Annotated in this window: 21 protein-coding genes and 1 pseudogene; 9 read left to right on the forward strand and 13 right to left on the reverse strand. The window is 59.1% G+C overall.

Going from position 1 to position 23158, the window contains the following annotated elements; translation table 11 throughout:
* Positions 1–39: 39 nt before the first annotated feature.
* The 3 genes from rho to PSEBG33_RS01120 all read right to left on the reverse strand — a co-directional run bounded on the left by rho (position 40) and on the right by PSEBG33_RS01120 (position 2678).
* A complete protein-coding gene (gene rho / locus PSEBG33_RS01130) occupies positions 40–1299 on the reverse strand; it encodes a transcription termination factor Rho (RefSeq protein WP_003176825.1) in 1260 nt (419 codons plus the stop codon).
* Between the two features lie 234 nt (positions 1300–1533).
* Complete coding sequence (gene trxA, locus PSEBG33_RS01125; protein WP_005792406.1) at positions 1534–1863, reverse strand: thioredoxin TrxA; 330 nt, start codon at positions 1861–1863, stop codon at positions 1534–1536.
* A gap of 119 nt (positions 1864–1982) precedes the next feature.
* Positions 1983–2678 carry a FadR/GntR family transcriptional regulator gene (locus PSEBG33_RS01120; protein ID WP_005792407.1) on the reverse strand — a complete coding sequence of 232 codons (696 nt, stop codon included), beginning with the start codon at positions 2676–2678 and terminating at the stop codon, positions 1983–1985.
* A gap of 255 nt (positions 2679–2933) precedes the next feature.
* Between PSEBG33_RS01120 and PSEBG33_RS01115 the strand changes: the two genes are divergently transcribed.
* The 4 genes from PSEBG33_RS01115 to PSEBG33_RS01100 are packed head-to-tail and all read left to right on the forward strand — an operon-like array spanning position 2934 to position 5773.
* Complete coding sequence (locus PSEBG33_RS01115) at positions 2934–3719, forward strand: transporter substrate-binding domain-containing protein (RefSeq protein ID WP_005792408.1); 786 nt, start codon at positions 2934–2936, stop codon at positions 3717–3719.
* Positions 3720–3733: 14 nt separating this feature from the next.
* Positions 3734–4402 carry an amino acid ABC transporter permease gene (locus PSEBG33_RS01110; protein WP_005792409.1) on the forward strand — a complete coding sequence of 223 codons (669 nt, stop codon included), beginning with the start codon at positions 3734–3736 and terminating at the stop codon, positions 4400–4402.
* Positions 4399–5049, forward strand: a complete 651-nt coding sequence (locus tag PSEBG33_RS01105; protein WP_005792410.1) for an amino acid ABC transporter permease — start codon at positions 4399–4401, stop codon at positions 5047–5049. Before PSEBG33_RS01110 ends, PSEBG33_RS01105 begins: the two co-directional genes overlap by 4 nt.
* Positions 5036–5773, forward strand: coding sequence for an amino acid ABC transporter ATP-binding protein (locus PSEBG33_RS01100; RefSeq protein ID WP_005792411.1), 738 nt, complete (start codon positions 5036–5038; stop codon positions 5771–5773). The genes PSEBG33_RS01105 and PSEBG33_RS01100 overlap by 14 nt, the downstream gene beginning before the upstream one ends.
* Here PSEBG33_RS01100 and PSEBG33_RS01095 read toward each other — a convergent pair.
* From PSEBG33_RS01095 to PSEBG33_RS01080, 4 genes are all read right to left on the reverse strand, one after another.
* Positions 5745–6278 carry a hypothetical protein gene (locus tag PSEBG33_RS01095; RefSeq protein ID WP_005792412.1) on the reverse strand — a complete coding sequence of 178 codons (534 nt, stop codon included), beginning with the start codon at positions 6276–6278 and terminating at the stop codon, positions 5745–5747. The genes PSEBG33_RS01100 and PSEBG33_RS01095 overlap by 29 nt on opposite strands.
* Positions 6268–8706: a fimbria/pilus outer membrane usher protein gene (locus PSEBG33_RS01090; RefSeq protein WP_050989054.1), complete on the reverse strand. Its 2439-nt coding sequence runs from the start codon at positions 8704–8706 to the stop codon at positions 6268–6270. Before PSEBG33_RS01090 ends, PSEBG33_RS01095 begins: the two co-directional genes overlap by 11 nt.
* 70 nt (positions 8707–8776) lie before the next feature.
* A complete protein-coding gene (locus PSEBG33_RS01085; protein WP_087945269.1) occupies positions 8777–9493 on the reverse strand; it encodes a fimbria/pilus chaperone family protein in 717 nt (238 codons plus the stop codon).
* A 95-nt stretch (positions 9494–9588) separates the two neighbouring features.
* A complete protein-coding gene (locus PSEBG33_RS01080; RefSeq protein WP_005792415.1) occupies positions 9589–10251 on the reverse strand; it encodes a DUF1120 domain-containing protein in 663 nt (220 codons plus the stop codon).
* A gap of 448 nt (positions 10252–10699) precedes the next feature.
* Here PSEBG33_RS01080 and ppx point away from each other — a divergent pair, with 448 nt between their 5' ends.
* From ppx to PSEBG33_RS29455, 3 genes are all read left to right on the forward strand, one after another.
* The gene (gene ppx / locus PSEBG33_RS01075; RefSeq protein WP_005792416.1) at positions 10700–12202 is read left to right on the forward strand and encodes an exopolyphosphatase; all 1503 of its coding nucleotides are present in this window, start codon (positions 10700–10702) and stop codon (positions 12200–12202) included.
* 568 nt (positions 12203–12770) lie between these two features.
* Positions 12771–14012 carry a hypothetical protein gene (locus PSEBG33_RS01070; RefSeq protein WP_005792417.1) on the forward strand — a complete coding sequence of 414 codons (1242 nt, stop codon included), beginning with the start codon at positions 12771–12773 and terminating at the stop codon, positions 14010–14012.
* Between the two features lie 62 nt (positions 14013–14074).
* Positions 14075–14374, forward strand: a complete 300-nt coding sequence (locus PSEBG33_RS29455; RefSeq protein ID WP_157264195.1) for a hypothetical protein — start codon at positions 14075–14077, stop codon at positions 14372–14374.
* Positions 14375–14513: 139 nt separating this feature from the next.
* Here PSEBG33_RS29455 and ppk1 read toward each other — a convergent pair whose 3' ends face one another.
* Together ppk1 and hemB are read right to left on the reverse strand one after the other, a co-directional pair.
* Positions 14514–16736, reverse strand: coding sequence for a polyphosphate kinase 1 (gene ppk1, locus PSEBG33_RS01065; RefSeq protein ID WP_005792418.1), 2223 nt, complete (start codon positions 16734–16736; stop codon positions 14514–14516).
* A gap of 18 nt (positions 16737–16754) precedes the next feature.
* On the reverse strand, positions 16755–17768 hold the full coding sequence (gene hemB, locus PSEBG33_RS01060) for a porphobilinogen synthase (protein ID WP_005792419.1): 1014 nt from the start codon (positions 17766–17768) through the stop codon (positions 16755–16757).
* Between the two features lie 208 nt (positions 17769–17976).
* Between hemB and PSEBG33_RS01055 the strand changes: the two genes are divergently transcribed.
* Positions 17977–18612 (forward strand): DedA family protein, encoded by a 636-nt coding sequence (locus PSEBG33_RS01055; protein WP_005792420.1) that lies wholly within the window; start codon positions 17977–17979, stop codon positions 18610–18612.
* Here the strand turns inward: PSEBG33_RS01055 and PSEBG33_RS01050 are convergent.
* The gene (locus tag PSEBG33_RS01050; protein WP_005792421.1) at positions 18593–19828 is read right to left on the reverse strand and encodes a sterol desaturase family protein; all 1236 of its coding nucleotides are present in this window, start codon (positions 19826–19828) and stop codon (positions 18593–18595) included. The genes PSEBG33_RS01055 and PSEBG33_RS01050 overlap by 20 nt on opposite strands.
* A gap of 115 nt (positions 19829–19943) precedes the next feature.
* On the opposite strand from PSEBG33_RS01050, the gene elbB reads away from it, so the two are divergent.
* Positions 19944–20609, forward strand: a complete 666-nt coding sequence (gene elbB / locus PSEBG33_RS01045) for an isoprenoid biosynthesis glyoxalase ElbB (protein ID WP_005792422.1) — start codon at positions 19944–19946, stop codon at positions 20607–20609.
* Between the two features lie 8 nt (positions 20610–20617).
* On the opposite strand, the pseudogene PSEBG33_RS29845 reads toward elbB, so the two are convergent.
* The 3 genes and pseudogenes from PSEBG33_RS29845 to PSEBG33_RS01035 all read right to left on the reverse strand — a co-directional run.
* A pseudogene (locus PSEBG33_RS29845) lies at positions 20618–20707 on the reverse strand (outer membrane lipoprotein carrier protein LolA); the annotation flags it as partial.
* A gap of 8 nt (positions 20708–20715) precedes the next feature.
* Positions 20716–21171 (reverse strand): YaiI/YqxD family protein, encoded by a 456-nt coding sequence (locus PSEBG33_RS01040; protein WP_005792423.1) that lies wholly within the window; start codon positions 21169–21171, stop codon positions 20716–20718.
* A 1-nt stretch (position 21172) separates the two neighbouring features.
* Complete coding sequence (locus PSEBG33_RS01035) at positions 21173–23068, reverse strand: FTR1 family protein (protein ID WP_005792424.1); 1896 nt, start codon at positions 23066–23068, stop codon at positions 21173–21175.
* Between the last annotated feature and the right edge of the window lie 90 nt (positions 23069–23158).

Raw genomic sequence — 23158 nt, forward strand, 5'->3', positions numbered from 1 at the left:
CCATTAAGGGCGCCATTTTTTTGGACCTGAAACGCTGTATTACTTGCGTTTCATCGACAGGAAAAACTCGTCGTTGGTCTTGGTGGTTTTCAGCTTGTCGATCAGGAACTCGATGGCAGCCACTTCGTCCATCGGGTGCAGCAGCTTGCGCAGGATCCACATACGCTGCAGCTCGTCGTCAGCGGTCAGCAACTCTTCGCGGCGAGTGCCGGAGCGGTTGATGTTGATCGCCGGGAACACACGCTTTTCAGCAATGCGACGGTCCAGGGGCAGCTCCATGTTGCCGGTACCCTTGAACTCTTCGTAGATCACTTCGTCCATCTTCGAGCCGGTTTCAACCAGCGCGGTGGCGATAATGGTCAGCGAGCCGCCTTCTTCGATGTTGCGCGCGGCGCCGAAGAAACGTTTCGGTTTCTCCAGGGCGTGGGCATCGACACCACCGGTCAATACCTTGCCGGAGCTCGGGATCACAGTGTTGTAGGCACGGGCCAGACGGGTGATGGAGTCGAGCAGGATCACCACGTCCTTCTTGTGTTCGACCAGGCGCTTGGCCTTTTCGATCACCATTTCGGCAACCTGCACGTGGCGGGTTGGCGGCTCATCGAACGTCGAGGCAACCACTTCGCCGCGCACGGTGCGCTGCATCTCGGTCACTTCTTCCGGACGCTCATCGATCAACAGTACGATCAGGTGAACTTCAGGATTGTTACGCGCGATGTTCGCTGCAATGTTCTGCAGCATGATCGTTTTACCGGCTTTCGGCGGCGCGACGATCAGGCCACGCTGGCCTTTGCCGATCGGGGCGCACAGGTCGATCACACGACCGGTCAAGTCTTCGGTTGAACCGTTACCGGCTTCCATCTTCATGCGCACGGTCGGGAACAGCGGGGTCAGGTTCTCGAAGAGAATCTTGTTTTTCGCGTTCTCGGGGCGATCGAAGTTGATCGTGTCGACCTTGAGCAGGGCGAAATACCGCTCGCCCTCCTTCGGAGGACGGATCTTGCCAACGATGGTGTCACCGGTGCGCAAGTTGAAGCGACGGATCTGGCTCGGCGAGACATAGATATCGTCTGGGCCGGCGAGATAGGAAGCGTCTGCGGAGCGGAGGAAGCCGAAGCCGTCCTGGAGAATCTCCAGCACGCCATCACCGGAGATTTCCTCGCCGCTTTTCGCGTGCTTCTTGAGCAGGGAGAAAATCACGTCCTGCTTGCGCGAACGGGCCATATTTTCTATGCCCATTTCTTCGGCCAGTTGGAGCAGGTCGGTAATCGGCTTTTGCTTGAGTTCAGTCAGATTCATATAGGAATGACGTAATCATTTATGGAGGGGGGAAATTAAGCTTTTGGCTTAATGAGGCCGCGCCGCAGAGAAGGCGACAGGATCGCGTACTAATCGAAAAGGAATGCGTCGGCGACGGCTTGCAGGGGGCAGTGGAGAAACCAGTGCGGGGCCGAATGTACCACCTGAATTTCGGAGCGTCTAGCCCTGTATTACGAAAAAGCCCCGAGATTTTCGGGGCTTTTTTGACGACGCTTAGATGTTCGCGTCGAGGAATGCAGCCAGTTGCGACTTGGACAGCGCGCCAACCTTGGTGGCCTCGACGTTGCCGTTCTTGAACAGCATCAGGGTCGGAATACCACGCACGCCGTGCTTGGCCGGGGTTTCCTGGTTTTCGTCGATGTTCAGTTTGGCAATGGTCAGTTTGCCTTTGTAGGTCTCGGCGATTTCGTCCAGAACCGGAGCGATCATCTTGCATGGGCCGCACCACTCAGCCCAGTAGTCGACCAGTACAGCACCGTCGGCCTTGAGTACGTCAGCTTCGAAGCTAGCGTCGCTAACGTGTTTGATAAGATCGCTGCTCATGGAAGTCTCCAGGTTGTAAGCAAAAAAAACGTTGCCCATCATAGCCGCCCTTCCTTCGTTCAGGAAGCCGCCTCTGATTGAGTCTTGCTATGGCGTTGCATGAGTGGGGATATAGCTACTCATGGCGTCACGGCAGTCACAAACACGATGCCTGTTCGCAACGCCGCATTGCGAACGTGTTCCTGCATGGTTTTCTGCGCTGCCGCACTGCTGCGCCGGGCCAAGGAGCGCAGGATTTTGCGATGTTCCTGCCAGGTCTCCATGGCTCGGTCCGGCCGGATGAACGGTAGTTTCTGGCTCTCCAGAAACACCTCGGCGCTGGCACTGAGAATACTCACCATGGCCTGGTTGCCGCTGGCCAGCAGGATGCGCTGGTGAAATTCGAAGTCCAGCCGGGCGGCGGCTTCGAAGTCACCCACTTTGAGGACCTTGCGCATCGCCTCGACATTGTCTTCCAGGCTGTCGAGTTCGTCCGTGGTCAATGTGACTGCCGCCAAACCCGCAGCGAACCCTTCAAGCGCGTAACGCAGCTGGAAGATGTCCAGCGGTGTGGCCTGCGCCGCAAACGGCCAGGCGAGCTCGGATGGCGGGTCCGGCGCCAGCACGAAAACGCCCTTGCCCGCCTGCACACTGACCACACCCAATGCGCTCAAGGAAGATAAGGCCTCGCGCAACGACGCCCGGCTCACACCCAAGCGTATCGCCAAATCGCGCTGAGATGGCAATGCATCGCCCGGCCCAAAGCCTTGTTCCTTGATCAGTTTGCGGATGGCTTGCAAGGCCGCTTCCGGTACGGCTTGGGCGATGGAATTCATAAAAAACTCAAGGTTCCCGTCAGCTGAAGCGCTAGTTGTAAAGCTATTGAAGTCTGGCGGCAAGCCACGCCCCAAAGGGGCTCGTGCGTTTTTTACGGTGCTCGAAAAGGGTGCGAAAAATCCCGCAACTGTTCAGACCAGTAAGACCATGGCACTTCAACGAATCCGTGCCTTACAGACCATTACGAGAGGGCTGGCATGGGCTGTGCACTGAGCAAACTCAGAAAATTCCTTCGCCTTTTTCGGAGAGTTGCCATGACCAAGCGCTACAGCGCCCTGCTAACTGCCCTGTTTGCCAGCCTGATGCTGAGCCAGGCACCCGCCCAGGCTGATGGTCTGGACGATATCGTCGCCCGTGGCACCCTCAAGGTCGCCGTGCCCCAGGACTTCCCGCCGTTTGGTTCGGTCGGCCCCAACATGCAGCCACGTGGCCTGGACATCGACACCGCCAAGCTGCTGGCCGACCAGCTCAAGGTCAAGCTGGAACTGACCCCGGTCAACAGCACCAACCGCATTCCGTTCCTTACCACCGGCAAGGTGGACCTGGTGATCTCCAGCCTGGGCAAAAACCCCGAGCGCGAAAAGGTCATTGATTTCTCCAAGGCTTACGCGCCGTTCTACCTCGCGGTGTTCGGCCCACCCGAGGCGGCAATCAGCACCACCGACGACCTCAAGGGCAAGACTATCAGCGTGACCCGCGGCGCCATCGAGGATATCGAGCTGACCGCCGTGGCGCCCAAGGAAGCCACGATCAAGCGCTTTGAGGACAACAACTCAACCATCGCCGCTTACCTTGCCGGCCAGGTCGACCTGATCGCCAGCGGCAACGTGGTCATGGTCGCAATCAGCGAACGCAACCCCAAACGCGTCCCCGCGCTGAAGGTCAAGCTCAAGGATTCGCCGGTGTACGTAGGCGTAAACAAGAACGAGCCGGCGCTGCTGCAGAAGGTCAACCAGATCCTGGTTGCGGCCAAGGCAGACGGCAGCCTGGAAAAAAACGCACTGCAGTGGCTCAAAGAACCGCTGCCTGCTGACCTCTGAAGCGGAGTTGAACGATGGCCTATCAATTCGACTTTGTGCCGGTGCTGGCCAATACCGACCTGCTGCTGCGCGGTGCGTTGTTTACCCTTGAACTGACGGCCATCGGCGCCCTCCTTGGGGTTGCACTGGGCACCGTCGGTGCCGTGGTGCGGGCCTGGAAGATTCAGCCGTTTGCATGGATCTTTGGTGTGTATGTCGAATTGATCCGCAACACGCCGTTTCTGGTGCAGTTGTTCTTTATTTTCTTCGGCCTGCCGTCCCTGGGGTTGAAAATCACTGAGTGGCAAGCCGCTGTGCTGGCAATGGTGATCAACCTGGGGGCGTACTCCACCGAGATCATCCGCGCCGGGATCCAGGCCATCCCGCGCGGTCAGTTGGAAGCCGCCGCCGCGCTGGCGATGACGCGCTTCGAAGCGTTCCGTCACGTGGTACTGCTACCGGCGCTGGGCAAGGTGTGGCCGGCCCTGAGCAGCCAGATCATCATCGTGATGCTCGGTTCGGCGGTGTGTTCGCAGATCGCCACCGAAGAATTGAGCTTTGCCGCCAACTTTATCCAGTCGCGTAATTTCCGTGCCTTTGAAACCTATGCCCTGACCACCCTGGTGTACCTGTGCATGGCGCTGATGATTCGCCAACTGCTCAACTGGATCGGCCGGCGGTTTGTGATGAGGAACAGTCGATGAGTGAGTTCACCTTCTGGGACATCGTGCGCAACTTGCTTACTGGCCTGCAGTGGACCCTGCTGCTGTCACTGGTAGCATTTGTGGGCGGTGGCCTGATCGGCCTGCTGGTGATGACGATGCGCATCAGCCGCAAAGCTTTCCCACGCAATATTGCCCGCACCTATATCGAACTGTTCCAGGGCACGCCCTTGCTGATGCAGTTGTTCCTGGTGTTTTTCGGCGTTGCCCTGCTTGGCGTGGACATATCGCCCTGGCTGGCCGCTGCAATCGCATTGACCCTGTTCACCAGCGCTTACCTGGCCGAAATCTGGCGCGGTTGCGTGGACTCCATCGCCCATGGCCAATGGGAAGCCTCGGCCAGTCTGGCCCTGAACCCTTTTGAGCAACTGCGTTTTGTGATCCTGCCCCAAGCGCTGCGCATTGCCGTCGCGCCAACGGTGGGTTTCTCGGTGCAGGTGGTCAAAGGCACCGCCGTGACCTCGATCATCGGTTTCACCGAACTGACCAAGACCGGCGGCATGCTCGCCAACGCCACCTTCGAGCCGTTTATGGTCTACGGCTTGGTGGCCCTCGGTTATTTCCTGCTCTGCTACCCCTTATCCCTCAGTGCGCGCTACCTGGAAAGGAGACTGCATGCCTCTGCTTAGAATTTCCGCCCTGCATAAGTATTACGGCGATCATCACGTCCTCAAGGGCATCGACCTGACGGTGGAAGAGGGCCAGGTTGTGGCGATCATCGGCCGTAGCGGCTCGGGCAAGTCCACCTTGCTGCGTACCCTCAATGGCCTGGAGTCGATCAATGACGGTGTGATCGAAGTCGATGGCGAATACCTTGATGCCGCCCGCGCCGACCTGCGCAGCCTGAGGCAGAAAGTCGGCATGGTGTTCCAGCAGTTCAACCTGTTCCCGCACCTGAGCGTCGGCGAAAACGTGATGCTGGCACCGCAAGTGGTGCAAAAAGTGCCCAAGGCCAAAGCGGCACAGTTGGCCAGGCAAATGCTCGAACGCGTTGGGCTGGGCGAGAAGTTCGACGCCTTCCCCGATCGGCTGTCCGGTGGTCAGCAGCAACGAGTCGCCATTGCCCGCGCGCTGGCCATGTCACCCAAGGTGCTGTTGTGCGATGAGATCACCTCGGCCCTGGACCCGGAGTTGGTCAATGAGGTGCTCAGCGTGGTGCGTCAACTGGCCAAGGACGGCATGACGCTGATCATGGTCACCCACGAAATGCGCTTTGCCCGGGAAGTTGGCGACAAGCTGGTGTTCATGCACCAGGGCAAGGTGCATGAAGTCGGCGACCCGAAGGTGCTGTTCGCCAGTCCGCAAACCCCCGAGCTCGCCAACTTCATCGGCTCGGTTGAACAGCCGGGCTGACCAGCTCGAAGCTGCCCTGTCCGTCCAGTACCGTCTGATTGCGTACCTGCAGGGCGGCTGGGGAAAGGTCGGTGTCGATGTCGACCTGGGCAGTCAATTGCTTTCCAGCCGTTTGCGCCACCAGGACCTGGCCCGGTAACAACTGCCCGCTGGCACTCTCACCGGGCACGTGTGACAGCGCCCACCCAACGGCACGCCCGTCCACTTGGGCATGCTTGAGCGTCAGGCGAAAACGCCCCTCACGCCCAAAACGAAAGCCCTGGCCATCCGCTGCTCCGGTAAATCGTAATGCCATTGCCGAAGGCTCTGCGCAAAGTACGCTCAGGTGCACCGTGCGCGTACCCAGCACGACTGAGGGGCTTTCGTCCAATGCCTCCTGGCGAATAACGCCATAGTCGATACGCGGCTGGCTTATAGACAGTCGGCAGTTTTCAGCGCGCACGCCCTCAGCCAGCAATACGCCACAGAGCAGTACGAACCCCATGCTTTTCAGCTTAGCGATCATGGCACACCGCCGATGTTGTCTCATAGAACTTGTCATTGTCGGGTTGAGTCTCGGCGGTAAGGCTTAGCAGGCAGGAGGAAGAGTCCGGCAATGAAACACGCAGGGTTTGCGAGTCGTTGAGGTCGTTCAGGAAAATCATGCCCTCACCCACCACACTGGTCAGGAAACGATTGTCCTTGCCGAACACCGAGGCGCCCTGAGGCAACGGCCGCCCTTGCTGATCGTGGACGGTGAGCAGCACACGGCGCACTTTGACCACATCGAATGCCACGGTATTGAAAGACCCCCGGCCGGCGGCGAGCACATGGGTACCGTTTTTCAGGTCAACACGCTTTGGCAGCGACTGGGTCTGCACTTCGATGCGACTGTTGGTGTACGCGGGCAAGCCAGGTATAACGGCCTGCCCGCTGAAATCGGTCCACACCGGGCCTTGCGGGGTGTCGATTCTTGCAGCGCCGATATCCCCTACCGAGGCAATACCAAACGTGTCCTGCACGGCATACGGCGAAAAGGTTACTCCGCCTCCGTGCGCCACCACGCCGCCTTGCAACTGCCCCGTGTAGTTGGTGCTCAGCGGATCGCGACTAATCCCCAGGCCGATCCGGGTATAACGAGGCATCAGATCCACCTGGCCACGTACCGATTGCTCGCGGGCACTGAGATCGCGCTCGATACCCACCTCGTAATTCACATACTCATTGACCCGCTCACTCAACGCCGTACCGGCACGAGACTGATCCCCGCGACGACGGATATAGCTGTTCACGCGACGATCACCGCCCAGGGGCACGCTGACCTGCAGGCGCACGGACAACTCATTGTCCCGGGCCGTTTCGCGCCGGCTGCCGACACCGTTGGCGTCGCGGCGCGAATGAGTACCGCCCACCTGCGAGTCGGCGACCAACGCGACATCGACACGATTGAACGATTTATTCCATGACGCAAACACGTGCTCAGCCGTTTGCCCGTCGACTTGAGAACTGCGTGTATAGCCCAGGGAAAATGCGCCCAGCGTGGTGTCGACCCAGCTAACGCCCGCCGTGTACTGATTCTTGAAGCGCGAGTCCAGCACGTCGGCCTTGGTCGGCCGGCCCGCTTCAAGTACCTCGCGATACCCTCGGGTCTGCGTGGTTGCGCTGAGGTTAAGATCTATATCGGCGTACACAGGACTGCTGACGGACACGCTGCTGCGTGACCCGGATACGGCATTACGACTATCCCGAGACACGTTATGGCGTGCACCTACAGAAACCCGCTGGAAAAACACGCTGCTCAGGGTACCGCCTGCCGACCAGTATTCATCGGTGTTCAACAAGCCAAAGCCGGCCGAGGAGTCACGGCCCAGGCCCCACGTGCCGCTGGCCATGGCGACTACCGGCGACGGGGCTTGCTCATGCTCGTTCTCACGCACCTTGCCAAGGGAGAAATAATAGCCTGGTACCGCTGGCGCAGCCCCTGCGAAGGAGGCCGCCGGCACCACGAAACTGCGCCTGGCGCCCCGCACATCGATGACGCTGACCTCCAGGTCGCTGGTGCCGTTGAGCAACGACAAGCCCGTCAGCCGGAAGGGTCCTTCGGGCACCAGCGTGCTGTGGATCAACACGCCTGACTGGCGCACTTCAATCCGCGACTGGCTCTGGGCCAACCCCTCTACCACCGCATTGTTGCTGCCCGCCGGTGCACGCGATTGGCCATCGGGGGAAAACTGCACTCCAGACAGCTGGATGCCGCTGAACAGCGGGTTATTGCTGGAGAGCTGACCCACTTGAAAAGTCGATTGCAACGCGGCGATATCCCGCTGGGCATAGGCATACAGGTGCTCGGTACGGGCCGTCCCATTGTCAGAGACATAGAATTGGCGACTGCGAACAATCCAATCACCCAGGTTGAAACCCGCCTCGGTATTGGCCGAAACGAACCGGCTGGGCCCACTGCTCGAATGGCTGTCAAAACCCTGCACGTCATAGTTGAACAGCGCCGCCGCGCCACCCCGGGCGAACTCCCCGGCCTCCCATTGCGGCTCACGCAGGGCCGCGGTCGGCACCACCAGCGCTACCTCATCGCTGCCGGGCCGCAGCCGCACCATCGTCGTCGGGAAAACCCCGAGGAAGTCGTGGCAGGCCTGATCCTTGGTGGCTGCTTCGCCAACGATGCCAGCGGGTTTCACCAACCCGGCTTTTTCCAGCAGCCCAGGGGTAAAACACAATTGTCCTTGCGAGTCGAACCTCGCATCCACAAGCCCGAGCGGGTTTCCGTTGACCCGCAACCCCACCACATGAACACCTTCGCGAAAACGCGCGGCTGTGCGGAAGTAATCAGAGACTTTCGGGTCAATGCCGTGCGTGGTCAATGCCGCAAGGTCGAAGCCTTCGCCCAACTCCAACGCAGGAACAGCGCCAGGCAAGCTCCACAATGTCGCAACGCCCATGAGCAGCGAGGGTCGACGGGACCAAAACGAGGTCATTAATGGTTTACGCGACAGGTTTGTCATGGGTCGATCAACCCCTATCGGTATTGATCGAGGCCCGATAGCTGCCCGCCGAAAAGCCGTAGACCGTGGCTGGCTGCATCTCAACTGCAGTCATACCCTCCAATAGCCCTTCAACCGTCAATGCCAACGTTTCACCTGGCAAAACGTATGCACGCGGCAAAGTAGCTGGGGTTCCTTGCGGAAGTATCTGCACCTGCGGCGCCAGGCGCACTACGTATGCACTGTCGTTGTGAACCATGAGACGCTCTCCCACACGCCTCCACTCCAGCAGTTCCCATGGAGAATGATGCTCAGGCAGGCCGCGTGGGTGCAGGATCAGCGGCAAACTCTGCCGAAGGGTGATACCAATGGTCGCAGCGCCAGCCGCACGCGCCTGGGGGATACCCTCGAAAGTCACGCGTTTCAACCGCTGGATCTTCAATGGTTCCTTCAAGGTGCTGATGAAACGGACCAACTGGGTTTCACCCGCCTCTACTCGCGTAATGGGAGGTGTCACAATCAATAGCGGCTCCACATCCTCGGGCATGTTGTGCACGACGGAATGAAGCAGCGCGGGCGCCGCATCAGTATTTTTGATATTCATCGTGGCCTCCCCTTGTTCTTCGTAGAGCAAGACCACTGTTGTTTCCGGCAACATTCCATCCGCCGCCGCAATGGGGATAAAACACAACCCCACACTTGCACAAAATACAAAAGCACAATTTTTTACTGAAAGGCCATTCACTCAGTTTCCCCCAAACTTGAAACTGACTACTTGTTGTAGCCAGAAAAAACAGCCGATAAGAAACGGACACTTTCTAACCAGCTGTATTTTATTTCTTAGAGTTCGATGTAGCTCAATTCAAGGGTTGCGCGCCCATCAAGGGTAATCTCACGGCCCAAGTCCAATTTCGTGCTTTTGTTAATAACCGGCCTCACCGCGATAGTGCCGGTCAGTTGAGTAATGGAGGCCGGAGTGTTGGCCGTACTGCTGCGCCACGAATGCTGACTAGGCGATTGGGCGACTTTACCGTCACCGCTCTGCCAGGCACCTGACCCGACACGCATGATGGGATACAGGGTTGTGGTCGGCGACCGAAGGTTTTTGAGAGTGATCGCAAATCCACCGGTCTTACGACCGGATACAGCGCCCAAGCCATAGTTGTGTGCCTCGGTGTAGCCTCCTCCAAGCACATTGAGAATGCCCGGCACCTTACTGCCGGACTGCAGGTCAACAAACTTCAGCCCGAAACGAGCGGCCGTGGTTCCGCAACTGACGGTCAGGGGCGTGGTCTTTTCCGCCAGCGGAGTGAACGCTGTAGGAGACAGCTGCCCAGAGGGAATGTCGCCATAGTTGATAATACCGCCACCGGTCATACTGAGGCTGCACGCGGCGGGCTTGATGGTACCCCTGACGATCAATTCGGCACTGGTGGATGCATGGGCGTTGAGAGCTGCAGCGAGATAAGCAATACCAAGAGTCAAACCAACAATTTTTTTCATATTCAACCTGTCACTGAAATTTATCAGGCATGTTTATTTCGGCCTTGAAGATACAAGGTCATAAATAAATAACACCACGGCAAAATTGCCGAGTGACAGTCTGTCGCTTTGGCACTTCACTGAAGAATAAGACGACACTCCAATTATCGTGGGATCGATAAAAACAAACTGTGGGCCAAGCCTCTCCCAGCAGTAGTCTTAAACAAAAAAACAAATAGAATATCGAAGCTTAGTTTGTAGGCGAAATCATAATCGGCGATAAAACAGCTCTAAGTTAAAAACTCCTACAGCCCTCACGTATACACCAACAGAAGCCCGGAACGGCAACCTACCTTTCCGTCAGGGATTGCTTACAGACAACCTCAGAGAGCTTCCCGAAGCACTACGCGTTGGCGTCAGCGGTCGATCGTGGCACGATGGCAAGGTTATCGACCGAGATCCCCAAACCATGCCGCAATCCCAAGCCAAGAATCTGTCCTTGATCGCCGCCATCGACCTGGGCTCCAACAGCTTTCACATGGTCGTGGCCAAGGCCCAGAACGGTGAGATCCGCATCCTTGAGCGGCTCGGCGAAAAAGTGCAACTGGCCGCCGGGATCGACGACGAGCGCAAGCTCAATGAAGAATCCATGCAGCGCGGGCTCGACTGCCTCAAGCGATTTGCGCAATTGATCAATGGCATGCCGCCTGGCGCCGTGCGCATCGTCGGCACCAACGCGTTGCGCGAAGCCCGAAACCGCAATGAGTTTATCCATCGTGCCGAGGAAATCCTCGGGCACCCGGTGGAAGTTATCTCTGGCCGTGAAGAGGCGCGCCTGATCTACCTCGGCGTTTCCCACACACTGGCCGACACGCCCGGCAAACGCCTGGTGGCGGACATTGGTGGCGGCAGTACCGAGTTCATCATCGGCCAGCGTTTCGAGCCACTGCTGCGTGAAAGCCTGCAGATGGGATGCGTGAGCTTCACTCAACGTTACTTCAAGGACGGCAAGATCACGCCGGCGCGCTATGCCCAGGCTTACACGGCGGCGCGGCTGGAGATCATGAGCATTGAACATGCCCTGCACCGCCTGACCTGGGATGAAGCCATCGGCTCGTCCGGCACCATCCGCGCCATCGGTCTGGCCTTGAAGGCTGGCGGCCATGGCACTGGCGAGGTGAATGCCGAAGGTCTGGCGTGGCTCAAGCGCAAGCTGTTCAAGCTGGGGGATGCGGAGAAAATCGACTTCGACGGCATCAAACCTGATCGCCGCGCCATTTTCCCTGCGGGCCTGGCGATTCTCGAAGCCATCTTCGACGCCCTAGAACTGCAACGCATGGACCACTGTGACGGCGCCCTGCGCGAAGGCGTGCTCTATGACCTACTGGGCCGTCATCACCACGAAGACGTGCGCGAGCGCACCCTCAGCTCGCTGATGGAGCGCTACCACGTCGACCTGGAACAAGCCGCCCGTGTGGAGCGTAAAGCCTTGCACGCTTTCGACCAGGTGGCCGCCGATTGGGACCTGGAAGACGGCGTCTGGCGCGAGCTGCTGGGCTGGGCTGCCAAGGTGCATGAAGTGGGCCTGGACATCGCCCACTACCATTACCACAAGCACGGCGCCTACCTGATCGAGCACTCGGACCTGGCTGGGTTCTCCCGCGAAGACCAACAGATGCTCGCGCTGCTGGTGCGCGGCCATCGCCGCAATATTCCCAAGGACAAATTTGCCGAATTCGGCAAAGACGGCATCAAGCTGATTCGCCTGTGCGCGCTGTTGCGCTTTGCAATCCTGTTCCACCACATTCGTGGCACCCAGGAAATGCCCCAGGTAAAACTGCGCGCTGCTGATGACAGCCTGGAAGTGATCTTCCCCAAGGGCTGGCTGGATGAAAACCAGCTGACCCAGGCGGACTTCGCCCAGGAAGCGGAATGGCTGACGCGGGTGGGGTTCAGCCTGAACCTGCGCTGAATCGAATCTAAAGCACACCGCAACAGGCGCTAGTACCGACCGGCACCGTTTCTATTCGCCGCAGGCGCCTGCCGGCCAAGCGTATCGTATGGTTGGGTGCGGGTGGCTGGCTTATACGGCTGACCGTTTCCCGGACTACGCTCAAGCAGCGCCCGGATCTTCCCGCCCATTGGTATGCATGCCTGATCGAGTATTCGATAGACGACAAGCCCCACACCTGTCAGACCTCATTGATTGACGCCAAACGTTACCCTGTCCATCAGGTGGCACGGCATACGGGTTGCGCCGCAAGGCCTAATCGTCCTCTGGTGGCTCAAGCGATGACCAACGCGCTACGGATCTGCCCGCTGAAACACTAGGTACTATTCCTAAGCGGCTGGTAGAACTGCGTACCCAGGCCCAACACTTCATGTTGCCGTCCTCTGCGTGCCAATCAGTGGTACATACCTGTCAATTATGACAGTTGTACACGTCTGCGGATTAAGTTCCACTGCGTCTTAGACCTCATGCGTAACAGGTAGTAGCGCAGAGAACCTACATACCGTACCGCTCCAGGGAAGGGTTCACGATGAAATCATCCGTTATGATCATTCTAGGATTTGGCCTCTACGCTACTGGCTTGAGCGTTGCTCATGCAGCTGCATGGGTGCCGTTTTCCGCAACCGCAGGTGCGCAATGCGCACCGGTCGACATCAATAATACCGGCATTACAGCGGGTAATTGCCGACCGGCCAGCACTACCGCCAACAATGTCGCATGGGTAGCCGACGGTGCCGCACACGGCGCTCAGAGCGCACTGACCTCATTGGCGAGCGGGCAACCTTGTAGTGCTTCTGCATTGTCCAATAACGGAAAAGTGATGGGTAACTGTAACGACGCCAGCAACTCTAATTTTGGAGTGGTCTGGACTGCGACATCCCCAGCCGTCGCGCCCATAAAGCTGGATTCGCTACCCGCAACGCTGTTAATACCCCTGCTGCGCCCCAAAGATGTCGCCACCAATGCCGTAGCGATCAACGATCGAGGCGACGTGGCAGGTTCAAGCCTGGATGCCGACAACCAGGGAACCGCAGTATTTTATGCCAATGGCAGCGGCACCCCTGAACGCGTGTCCAATTGGGGGGACAATTGCGCCGTTGCGGATGTTAACTTGCCCACTACTGGCACCCCGCAGCTCGCTCTCAATTGCCCTAACAATGCTGGTAACACCACTGCTCGGGTCGCGGAAAAAAATGGGGCGTCCTATAGCATGACTGATCTGGCACTGCCCACCGGCGCCAGCTATTGCACGGTCACCCGTGCTATTAATGCCTCCAGCTTCGTCGGAACATGCATTTATCCCAACTCGGCAGTGAACGTGACGAAAAGTGCATTCTGGAGCAACAAGACTGCTGCGCCGGCAGTCCTGTCGCTCTCTTCTGGTTCCAAAAACATGGCCCTCGGTATTAACGAGGCCGGCCGAGTGTTGGTCTCCCAATCCACCGTAGATGGCCGAAATCAGTACATGATGTGGCTGCCTTCGCCGTTACCCATCCCGATCATCGCGATCATTCCTTTACCAACTGGTAGCGCATGGGGAGAAGCAGGCGCGATTACCAGTGGTGAAATCGTCGGGCTGAATGTTCTCAATAGTGACCAATACTCACAGGGTTGCACGTGGACGCAATCGGCAGGAACCGTCTGCTTGCTACCGATTAGCGGAGGCAAAAACAGCGAAATTAGAGCCGTTTCCAAAAACGGTGCCTACATGACGGGCATGGTCCTGAACGCCACGCAAACTGCAATCGCTGTTACTACGACGTTACCCTGATAGCAACGATGGTGAGTAAACGAAATCTTTGCACTGCTGGTTGCACTAAAAGGAGTTCACAGATGAAACACACAATGGTAATCACCGGTTTCCTATGCAGCTGGGTTGTTTTCCTGGCTGTTATGCCAGACGCTGCGCAGGCCAGAGGATTTCACAGCGGCACATTTTACCCAGGCGGCAGTTGGAGCGATGACCCAGGCCCGCGCTTTATAGAAAATTGGTTCGCACCGAAAGAAAAAGAACCAACCCCTGTGAATGCCACTTCTGTTAAAGAAGCCAACGGAACTACCCCCGATTGTCAATATGGATATCGATGGGCACGCGCGCGTCCTGATGACCCCATCACAAAGATTTCTTGCTAAGTCTCACTAACCACGAAGGGCCGAGGGGCTGACGCGCATGGGATTCGGCCTGAACCTGCGCTGAGCCGATCTAAAGAACACCGAAATACAAATGTGGGAGGGGGCAAGCCCCTCCCACATTTTTAGACTTTGCCGGGTTTTAGTTCACCGCAAGAATCGGGCTACCCAACTTCTCCAGCAACGTCGCCTGCGCGCTGCGCGGGTTCTGGTTGCCGGTCGGGGTGTTGCGTACATAACGCCCGTCCGATTGCAGGCTCCAGCTGTGGGTGTTGTCGGTGAGGTAGCTTTCCAGCTCCTTCTTGACCCGCATGATCAGCTTCTTGCCTTCCACCGGGAAGCAGGTCTCCACACGCTTATCGAGGTTGCGCTCCATCCAGTCGGCGCTGGAGAGGAACATCTGCTCTTCACCGCCGTTGAGGAAGTAGAACACGCGGGTGTGCTCCAGGAAGCGGCCGATGATCGAGCGCACGTGGATGTTATGCGACACGCCGACAATACCCGGGCGCAGGCAGCACATGCCACGCACCACCAGATCGATGCGCACGCCCGACTGGCTGGCCTTGTACAGCGCGCGGATGATCTTCGGATCGGTCAGCGAGTTGAACTTGGCGATGATGTGCGCCGGCTTGCCATCGAGGGCAAACTGGGTCTCGCGGGCAATCATGTCGAGCATGCCCTTCTTGAGGGTGAACGGCGCGTGCAGCAGCTTTTTCATGCGCAAGGTCTTGCCCATGCCGATGAGCTGGCTGAACAACTTGCCGACGTCTTCGCACAGTGCGTCGTCGGATGTCAGCAGGCTGTAGTCGGTGTAGAGCTTGGCGTTGCCGGCGTGGTAGTTCCCGGTGCCCAGGTGGGCGTAGCGCACGATCTCCCCGGCCTCGCGGCGCAGGATCAACATCATCTTGGCGTGGGTCTTGAAGCCGACCACGCCGTAGATCACCACCGCACCGGCTGCTTGCAGACGGCTGGCCAGTTGCAGGTTGGACTCTTCGTCAAAGCGCGCGCGCAACTCGATCACCGCGGTGACTTCCTTGCCGTTACGCGCAGCATCCACCAACGCATCGACGATTTCCGAGTTGGCGCCACTGCGGTAGAGGGTCTGGCGCACGGCCAGAACATGCGGGTCCTTGGCGGCCTGGCGCAGCAGATCGACCACCGGGGTGAACGACTCGAAGGGGTGCAGCAACAGAATGTCCTGCTTGCTCACCACGCTGAAGATGTTCTCGCTGTTTTGCAGCAGTTTCGGGATCTGTGGCGTGAATGGCTTGTATTGCAGCTCCGGATGGCTGTCCAGGCCGGTAATGCTGAACAGGCGCGTCAGGTTCACCGGGCCGTTGACCTGGTACAACTCGGATTCGGCAAGGTTGAACTGCTTGAGCAGGTAGTCCGACAGATGTTTGGGGCAGGTATCCGCCACTTCCAGACGCACCGCATCGCCATAACGCCGCGAGAACAGCTCGCCACGCAGGGCACGAGCCAAGTCTTCGACGTCTTCGGAATCCAGCGCCAGGTCGGCGTTACGGGTCAGGCGGAACTGGTAGCAGCCCTTGACCTTCATGCCCTGGAACAGGTCATCGGCGTGGGCATGGATCATCGACGACAGGAATACATAATTGTCGCCAGCGCCCCCTACCTCTTCCGGTACCTTGATGATACGTGGCAACAGGCGCGGGGCCGGGATGATCGCCAGGCCCGAATCGCGACCGAAGGCATCGATACCTTCAAGCTCGACGATGAAGTTCAGGCTCTTGTTCACCAGCAGTGGGAACGGGTGCGTAGGGTCCAGGCCGATGGGGGTGATGATCGGCGAAATCTCGTCCCGGAAGTAACGGCGCACCCAGGTCTTGATCTTGGCGGTCCAGTGACGACGACGAATGAAGCGGACCTGATGCTTTTCCAGTTCCGGCAGCAGGATGTCGTTGAGGATTGCGTACTGGCGGTCCACATGGCCATGTACCAGCTCACTGATGCGCGCCAACGCCTGGTGCGGTTGCAGTCCGTCGGCCCCGGCTTGTTCGCGGGCGAAGGTGATCTGCTTCTTGAGGCCGGCAACGCGAATCTCGAAGAACTCATCCAGGTTGCTGGAGAAAATCAGCAGGAATTTCAGCCGCTCCAGCAACGGGTAGGACTCATCCAGCGCCTGTTCCAGCACACGGATGTTGAATTGCAGTTGTGACAACTCGCGATGGATGTACAGGCTGCTGTCATCCAGGTTGGTGACCACGGCCACCGGTGCCGGCGCAGGTGCTTCGGCAACCACCGCTGGCGGGGCAGGCTCCAGCTCCGGTGGGGTCTGGGAAACTTGTTCAACCACCGGGTGAGCGTCTTTTACGGCAACTTCGGAGAGTCCTTCGGTATTCATCGAGTGTTCCTGTGAGGGCTATTGTTGCTCTCTAAGCAATTGGGCAGCGCGGGCGGCGAAGTAGGTCAGAATGCCATCAGCGCCGGCACGTTTAAAGGCAGTCAGGGATTCGAGGATCACCCCTTCACTCAACCAACCATTCTGGATCGCCGCCATGTGCATGGCGTATTCACCGCTGACCTGATAGACAAAGGTCGGCACTTTGAATTCCTCTTTGACCCGATAAAGGATGTCCAGGTACGGCATCCCGGGCTTGACCATCACCATATCGGCGCCTTCGGCCAGGTCGGCCGCCACTTCGTGCAGCGCTTCCTGGCTATTGGCCGGGTCCATCTGGTACGAAGCCTTGTTGGCCTTGCCCAGGTTCAGCGCCGACCCCACCGCATCGCGAAAGGGGCCGTAATAGGCGCTGGCGTATTTGGCCGAGTAGGCCATGATCCGTACATTGACGTGACCGGCCAGTTCAAGGGCTTCGCGAATCGCCTGGATACGCCCGTCCATCATGTCCGACGGCGCAACCACCTGGGCGCCCGCCGCTGCGTGCGACAAAGCCTGCTTGACCAGTGCATCGACGGTGATGTCGTTCTGGACATAACCCTCTTCGTCAAGAATGCCATCCTGGCCGTGTGTGGTGAACGGGTCCAACGCCACGTCAGTGATCACCCCAAGCTCCGGGAAGCGCTCGCGCAGGGCACGGGTGGCGCGCTGGGCGATCCCTTGCGGGTTCCAGGCTTCGGCGGCGTCCAGAGACTTGAGCTGCGGGGGGGTCACCGGAAACAGCGCCAGTGCCGGGATCCCCAGTTCAACCCAACCGGCCGCCTCGATCAGCAACTGATCAATGGTCAAACGCTCCACACCCGGCATCGACGCTACCGCTTCCCGACGATTTTCACCGTCGAGCACAAAGACCGGCAGGATGAGATCGTTCGTCGTCAGTACATTTTCACGTACCAGGCGGCGAGAAAAATCATCACGACGATTGCGACGCAGACGAGTGGCGGGGAACAGGCGATTGGCAGGGGTAAAGCTCACGACAGACTCCTGAGCCCGCGTTTACGGGCGAGCGTTGCAGTTATAAGCGGCCATTATGACGAAGGAATGACAGTTGTGCTTATCGATGCGACCTGTAGTCGCATTCGTCATTTATGTAGGAATTGTTCACTTCGTGACACATCTCGATACTTTCATGAATCTTCGTGAAGGCGTAGGCTGCGCGTTCATTTCGCCAGCACCCCAGACCATGCTTCAACAATTTCTGCATGACTTCGGCTACTTTGCCCTCTTCCTCGGCACGTTTTTCGAAGGCGAGACCATCCTCGTACTCGCAGGCTTCCTGGCGTTTCGTGGCTACATGGATATCAACCTGGTGGTGGTGGTTGCCTTTTTTGGCAGCTATGCCGGCGACCAGCTTTGGTACTACATGGGGCGCAAGCACGGCCGCAAGCTGCTGGCACGCAAGCCGCGCTGGCAGTTGATGGGCGACAAGGCACTGGAGCATATCCGCAAGCACCCGGATATCTGGGTACTGAGCTTTCGCTTCGTCTACGGATTGCGCACGGTGATGCCCGTGGCGATCGGCCTGTCCGGTTACCCGCCGATGCGCTACCTGATCCTCAACGGTATTGGTGCGGCGATCTGGGCCGCTGCACTGGGGGCTGCGGCCTATCATTTCGGTGCGGTGCTGGAAGGTATGCTCGGCAGCGTCAAGAAGTACGAGCTATGGGTACTGGGCGCCTTGCTGTTGCTGGGCTTTGGCCTGTGGCTGCGACGTCGCTTCAAGAATGCCCGCATCGCCCGCCAAGCGTGTGCCGAGGCCAAGGCTCGGCTGGCTAACCAGCCAGCCCCGGTCGAAACGCCTAAGACGCCAACCGAGTAAAACGGCCTCTGCAACAGTAGAGACCAATCAGGCTGAGCAGGCTGTAGCTCGCCAGGCCCAGCCAGGCGAGAGGGCTGGCAGGCCACAAGCCGACCAGCGGCGCCAGCCATACCAACGGCAGGCTCAGCGCCAGGCGCGCCAGCTCGGCCTTCAACGCCCATGGGCGATTCTCCAGCGCCACCCCCAACGTAAACAGGCCCAGCGCCATCGCGCCCCAGCCGAGCACCAACGCCGCCGTAGGCAAGCCCTCACCGAAATTCATCAGATAACTGCCAAAGCCCACATAAGCAGCAAATTGCAAGGCGATGTAGACCTGCTGCCGCGCATCCAAAGGCACTTCGAATTTGCGAAACTGGCTCAGGTCCGGCTTGGCTATCGGGTATTTGGCTTTGACGTCCGCCGGGCGCCAGCCGGTGCGCATGAACCAGATGCGCAACTTGTCCCACCAGCTTTCGGCGCGCCGGGCGTCACTCCATAATTGCGCATAAAACTGCAGGTTGGCCCACAGCGGGTTCCAACTGGCCAGAGGTGTGGTTACCCCAAAAATCACCGGCTCGTTGTCGTCTTCCTCTTGAAAAGTACCGAACAGCCGGTCCCAAATAATGAACACCCCGCCGTAGTTACGATCCATGTAGAGAGCATTCTGTGCGTGGTGGGCCCGATGATTGGACGGCGTCACGAAGCACCACTCAAACCAGCCCAGCTTGGGAACGTGGCGGGTATGGACCCAGAATTGATACAACAGGTTGAGCGAAGCCACGCTGATAAACACCACCAGCGGCACGCCGACCACAGCCAGAGGCAGGTAGAAGATCCAGCTCAGCAGAAAACCGGTGCTGGTCTGGCGCAAGGCGGTGGTGAGGTTGTAGTCCTCGCTCTGGTGATGCACCGAATGCGCGGCCCAGAGAATATTGCGCTCATGGCCCATGCGATGCAGCCAGTAATAGCAGAAGTCATAGAACACAAAGGCGAACACCCAGGTCCAGGCACTCTGGGCCGACAACTCGATGAGCGCCAGGTGTTTGAGGGCGAACGCGTAGGTCAGCAGGCCCACGCCCTTGGTCAGCAAACCGGTCGTGGTGGACAGCACACCGGTGCTGAGGCTGTTGATGGCGTCCGCTACTCGGTAGTTGCGTGCACCGCGCCAACGGTCGGCCAGCAGCTCCACAACGATCAGGGCGATAAAAAACGGTACTGCGTAAGGCACAAAGTCCATGGGCTAGTCCGGTCTATTTTTGTTACATCAAGATTAGGTGCAGCGACGTGAGATCCCATTGGCAACAGGTTACAAATTAGTAGACATTTAACGCCATGAATCAGGAGAAATGCCCATGAGCAAAAAGATTGCAGTGATCCTTTCCGGCTGTGGCGTATACGACGGCGCAGAGATCCACGAGAGCGTGATCACCCTGCTGCGCCTGGACCAGCGCGGCGCTCAAGTGGAATGCTTTGCACCCGACATTGCGCAATTGCACGTGATCAACCACCTCACCGGCGAAGAAATGCCCGAGTCGCGCAATGTGCTGGTGGAGTCTGCGCGTATCGCCCGGGGCGCAGTGAAGGATATTGGCCAAGCCAACGCCGCCGACTTCGACGCCCTGATCGTGCCCGGCGGGTTTGGCGCAGCGAAGAACCTGTCGAACTTCGCCGTGGAGGGCGCCGGCTGCAGCGTCAACCCGCAGGTGCTGGAGCTGGCTGAAGCGTTTGCCGAAGCAGGCAAGCCGGTGGGGTTGATCTGCATCTCTCCGGCCCTGGCCGCGAAGATCTACGGCCCTGGCGTGACCTGCACCATCGGTAACGATGCCGACACAGCCGCTGCCCTGGACAAGATGGGCGCCACGCATCACGAATGCACGGTGGAAGATATCGTCGAGGACAAAGCGCGCAAGCTGGTCAGTACGCCGGCGTATATGCTCGGCAAGAACATCAGTGAAGTGGCGTCAGGGATCAACAAGTTGGTGGATCGGGTGCTTGAACTGACCCACGAAAATGACTGACACCCTCTTACTGTAGGAGCGAGCTTGCTCGCGAAGAACCTGAGAGCGCCGCGCTCATCCAGAGCCCCCGCGTTATCGTTGACGTTCTTCGCGAGCAAGCTCGCTCCTACAGAGGCTTCATCAAGCGGGTAAGAATTCGGTCCAGGGCATTGGCAAATGCCTGCTTGTCCTTTTCCCCATGGGGCGGTGGTCCGCCGCCCATCTGACCTTGCTCACGCAGATCGGTGAACAGGTTACGCACCGCCAGGCGTTCGCTCATGTTCGCCGGGCTGAACTCCTTGCCTCGCGGATCGAGGGCCGTGACGCCCTTCTTCACCAGTCGATCGGCCAAGGGCACGTCACTGCAAATCACCAGTTCGCCGGGGACGGCGTGCTCAACCAGGTAGTCATCGGCCGCGTCGGGGCCACTGGGCACCACGATCAGCTTCACACAGGAAAAGCTCGGTTTGCTCTGGCTCTGCCCGGCCACCAGCACCACCTCGAACTGGCGCTTGAGGGCAAACTTCACTACCTGGTCCTTGGCCGCCCGAGGGCAGGCGTCGGCGTCGATCCATACCCGCATGCTACGCCGCCGCCCGGTGCTTTTCGGTCAGCCGGCTACGGCCATACAGCACCACAATCGCCAGGATCGCCACAGCCTGCGCACCCAACGAATACGCATCGGCATGAATGCCCAGCCAGTCGAAGTCAAAGAACGCCACCGGCCGCGTGCCGAAGATGCCCGCCTCCTGCAAGGCCTTGACACCGTGCCCGGCGAATACCACCGACAGCGCGCACAGCAACGCAGCGTTGATGCCGAAGAACAGCGCCAACGGCAACTTCGCCGAGCCACGCAGGATCACCCAGGCCAGACCCACCAGCAGCACCAGCGCAGTGGCACCACCGGCCAGCACCGCGTTGTGCCCGGCAGGGCCGGCCTGCAGCCACAGGGTTTCGTAGAACAGGATCACTTCGAACAGCTCGCGATAAACCGAGAAGAACGCCAGCACGGCAAAACCGAAACGGCCGCCGCCGCCCACCAGGCTGCTCTTGATGTAATCCTGCCAGGCCGCTGCGTGACGCCGGTCGTGCATCCACACGCCGAGCCATAGCACCATCACGCTGGCGAACAGCGCCGTGCAGCCTTCGAGCAGTTCTCGCTGGGCTCCGCTGACGTCAATCACATACGCCGCCAAGGCCCACGTAGCCAAGCCTGCCAACAGCGCCAGGCCCCAGCCGACGTTGACGCTGCGCACCGCCGACTGCTGGCCGGTGTTACGCAGGAAGGCGAGGATCGCCGCCAGCACCAGAATCGCTTCCAAGCCTTCGCGCAACAGGATCAGCAGGCCAGAGATATAGCTCAATGACCAGCTCAGGCCATCGCCGCCCAGCAAGCCGGCGGATTCAGTGAGTTTGCCTTTGGCAACGTCCAGACGCTGCTGCACCTGCTCGACAGGCAAACCATCCTGCAACGATTGCCGATAGGCCATCAGGGCCTTCTCGGTGTCTTTGCGCACATTGGCATCGACGTTATCCAGGGAGCTTTCCACCAGCTCGAAGCCTTCCAGGTAGGCAGCGACGGACAAATCATAGGCCTGCTCGTGGTCGCCGTTGCGGAAGGCCGCGAGGCTCTTGTCCAGCGTGGCGGCCGTGTAGTCGAGCAACTGCGCGGGACCACGTTGAACCTGTGGCGGCTGTGCACGCTGGGCGCGGAACGTCGCCGCAGCGCCAGGGCCGTCAGCGGCGAGCACTTCATTGGGGGTCTGGCGCGCCAGGTCGGCGAGGTTGAACGCCTGCTCACCTTTGGCGGCAGCCGGGTCGGCGGTGAAACCGGCGATATAGGTCGCCAGGTCCCAGCGCTGGCGATCGTCCAGTTGGTCAGCGAACGATGGCATATCAGTGCCTTCGACACCCAGGCCGAGGGTGTTGTAGATCGCATACAGGCTCAAGCGATCCAGGCGCGTGGCGTCACGCAGGTTAGCGGGGGGCGGCGTCATGCCCATGCCAGCCGGACCATCACCGGCGCCGGCAGTGCCGTGGCACACCGAACAATGCTGGGCATAGAGCGGCGCGCCGCGTGTCGGGTCCGGCGTGATGGCCGGGGCTTGGCTGACTTCATACGCCACGGCCAGCTTGGCGCCCAACTGACGAGCCTGGCGGGCCACGCTCGCGCCGTCCTGATGGGCGGTGACCGCCGCCAGCAATTCATTAACGCCACTTATCAACTCAGCGCGCTCGGGTTTGTCGGGCAGATCAGCCACCAAACCCTGCAGCACTCCGAGGAACTCCACCTGCTCGCGGTATTCCGAGTCGTCCACCACCTTGCCTGCCTCTACCGTAGGTGGGTAGTCGGCGCCGATGTAATCCAGCAAATGCAGGGCCTGTGGCGCGCCTTCGGCGGTCGCGGCCAAGAGATTGAAGCTGCACGACATCAGCGCCGGCAACAGCAGCCACGCAAGAAAGCGGAAAGGGGCAGTCATGAATGAATCTCAAGTGGAAATACGAAGTAACACTATTGTTGAGCTTTAATGAATTCGACTCAAGGTGTTATTTCATATCACCCCTAAATC

The sequence above is a fragment of the Pseudomonas synxantha BG33R genome, from assembly GCF_000263715.2.
GTDB classification, from domain to species: domain Bacteria; phylum Pseudomonadota; class Gammaproteobacteria; order Pseudomonadales; family Pseudomonadaceae; genus Aquipseudomonas; species Aquipseudomonas synxantha_A.

Bases quoted from the DNA above. Each gene is read 5' to 3' on its own strand.
- PSEBG33_RS29455 (WP_157264195.1), top strand. From the start codon at position 14,075: ATGAAACACACAATGGTAATCACCGGTTTCCTATGCAGCTGGGTTGTT.
- ppx (WP_005792416.1), top strand. From the start codon at position 10,700: ATGCCGCAATCCCAAGCCAAGAATCTGTCCTTGATCGCCGCCATCGAC.
- PSEBG33_RS01110 (WP_005792409.1), top strand. From the start codon at position 3,734: ATGGCCTATCAATTCGACTTTGTGCCGGTGCTGGCCAATACCGACCTG.
- trxA (WP_005792406.1), bottom strand. From the start codon at position 1,863: ATGAGCAGCGATCTTATCAAACACGTTAGCGACGCTAGCTTCGAAGCT.
- PSEBG33_RS01090 (WP_050989054.1), bottom strand. From the start codon at position 8,706: ATGGGCGTTGCGACATTGTGGAGCTTGCCTGGCGCTGTTCCTGCGTTG.
- PSEBG33_RS01120 (WP_005792407.1), bottom strand. From the start codon at position 2,678: ATGAATTCCATCGCCCAAGCCGTACCGGAAGCGGCCTTGCAAGCCATC.
- PSEBG33_RS01050 (WP_005792421.1), bottom strand. From the start codon at position 19,828: ATGGACTTTGTGCCTTACGCAGTACCGTTTTTTATCGCCCTGATCGTT.
- PSEBG33_RS01070 (WP_005792417.1), top strand. From the start codon at position 12,771: ATGAAATCATCCGTTATGATCATTCTAGGATTTGGCCTCTACGCTACT.
- ppk1 (WP_005792418.1), bottom strand. From the start codon at position 16,736: ATGAATACCGAAGGACTCTCCGAAGTTGCCGTAAAAGACGCTCACCCG.
- rho (WP_003176825.1), bottom strand. From the start codon at position 1,299: ATGAATCTGACTGAACTCAAGCAAAAGCCGATTACCGACCTGCTCCAA.
- elbB (WP_005792422.1), top strand. From the start codon at position 19,944: ATGAGCAAAAAGATTGCAGTGATCCTTTCCGGCTGTGGCGTATACGAC.
- PSEBG33_RS01115 (WP_005792408.1), top strand. From the start codon at position 2,934: ATGACCAAGCGCTACAGCGCCCTGCTAACTGCCCTGTTTGCCAGCCTG.
- PSEBG33_RS01100 (WP_005792411.1), top strand. From the start codon at position 5,036: ATGCCTCTGCTTAGAATTTCCGCCCTGCATAAGTATTACGGCGATCAT.
- PSEBG33_RS01040 (WP_005792423.1), bottom strand. From the start codon at position 21,171: ATGCGGGTATGGATCGACGCCGACGCCTGCCCTCGGGCGGCCAAGGAC.
- PSEBG33_RS01055 (WP_005792420.1), top strand. From the start codon at position 17,977: ATGCTTCAACAATTTCTGCATGACTTCGGCTACTTTGCCCTCTTCCTC.
- PSEBG33_RS01080 (WP_005792415.1), bottom strand. From the start codon at position 10,251: ATGAAAAAAATTGTTGGTTTGACTCTTGGTATTGCTTATCTCGCTGCA.
- PSEBG33_RS01035 (WP_005792424.1), bottom strand. From the start codon at position 23,068: ATGACTGCCCCTTTCCGCTTTCTTGCGTGGCTGCTGTTGCCGGCGCTG.
- PSEBG33_RS01095 (WP_005792412.1), bottom strand. From the start codon at position 6,278: ATGATCGCTAAGCTGAAAAGCATGGGGTTCGTACTGCTCTGTGGCGTA.
- PSEBG33_RS01105 (WP_005792410.1), top strand. From the start codon at position 4,399: ATGAGTGAGTTCACCTTCTGGGACATCGTGCGCAACTTGCTTACTGGC.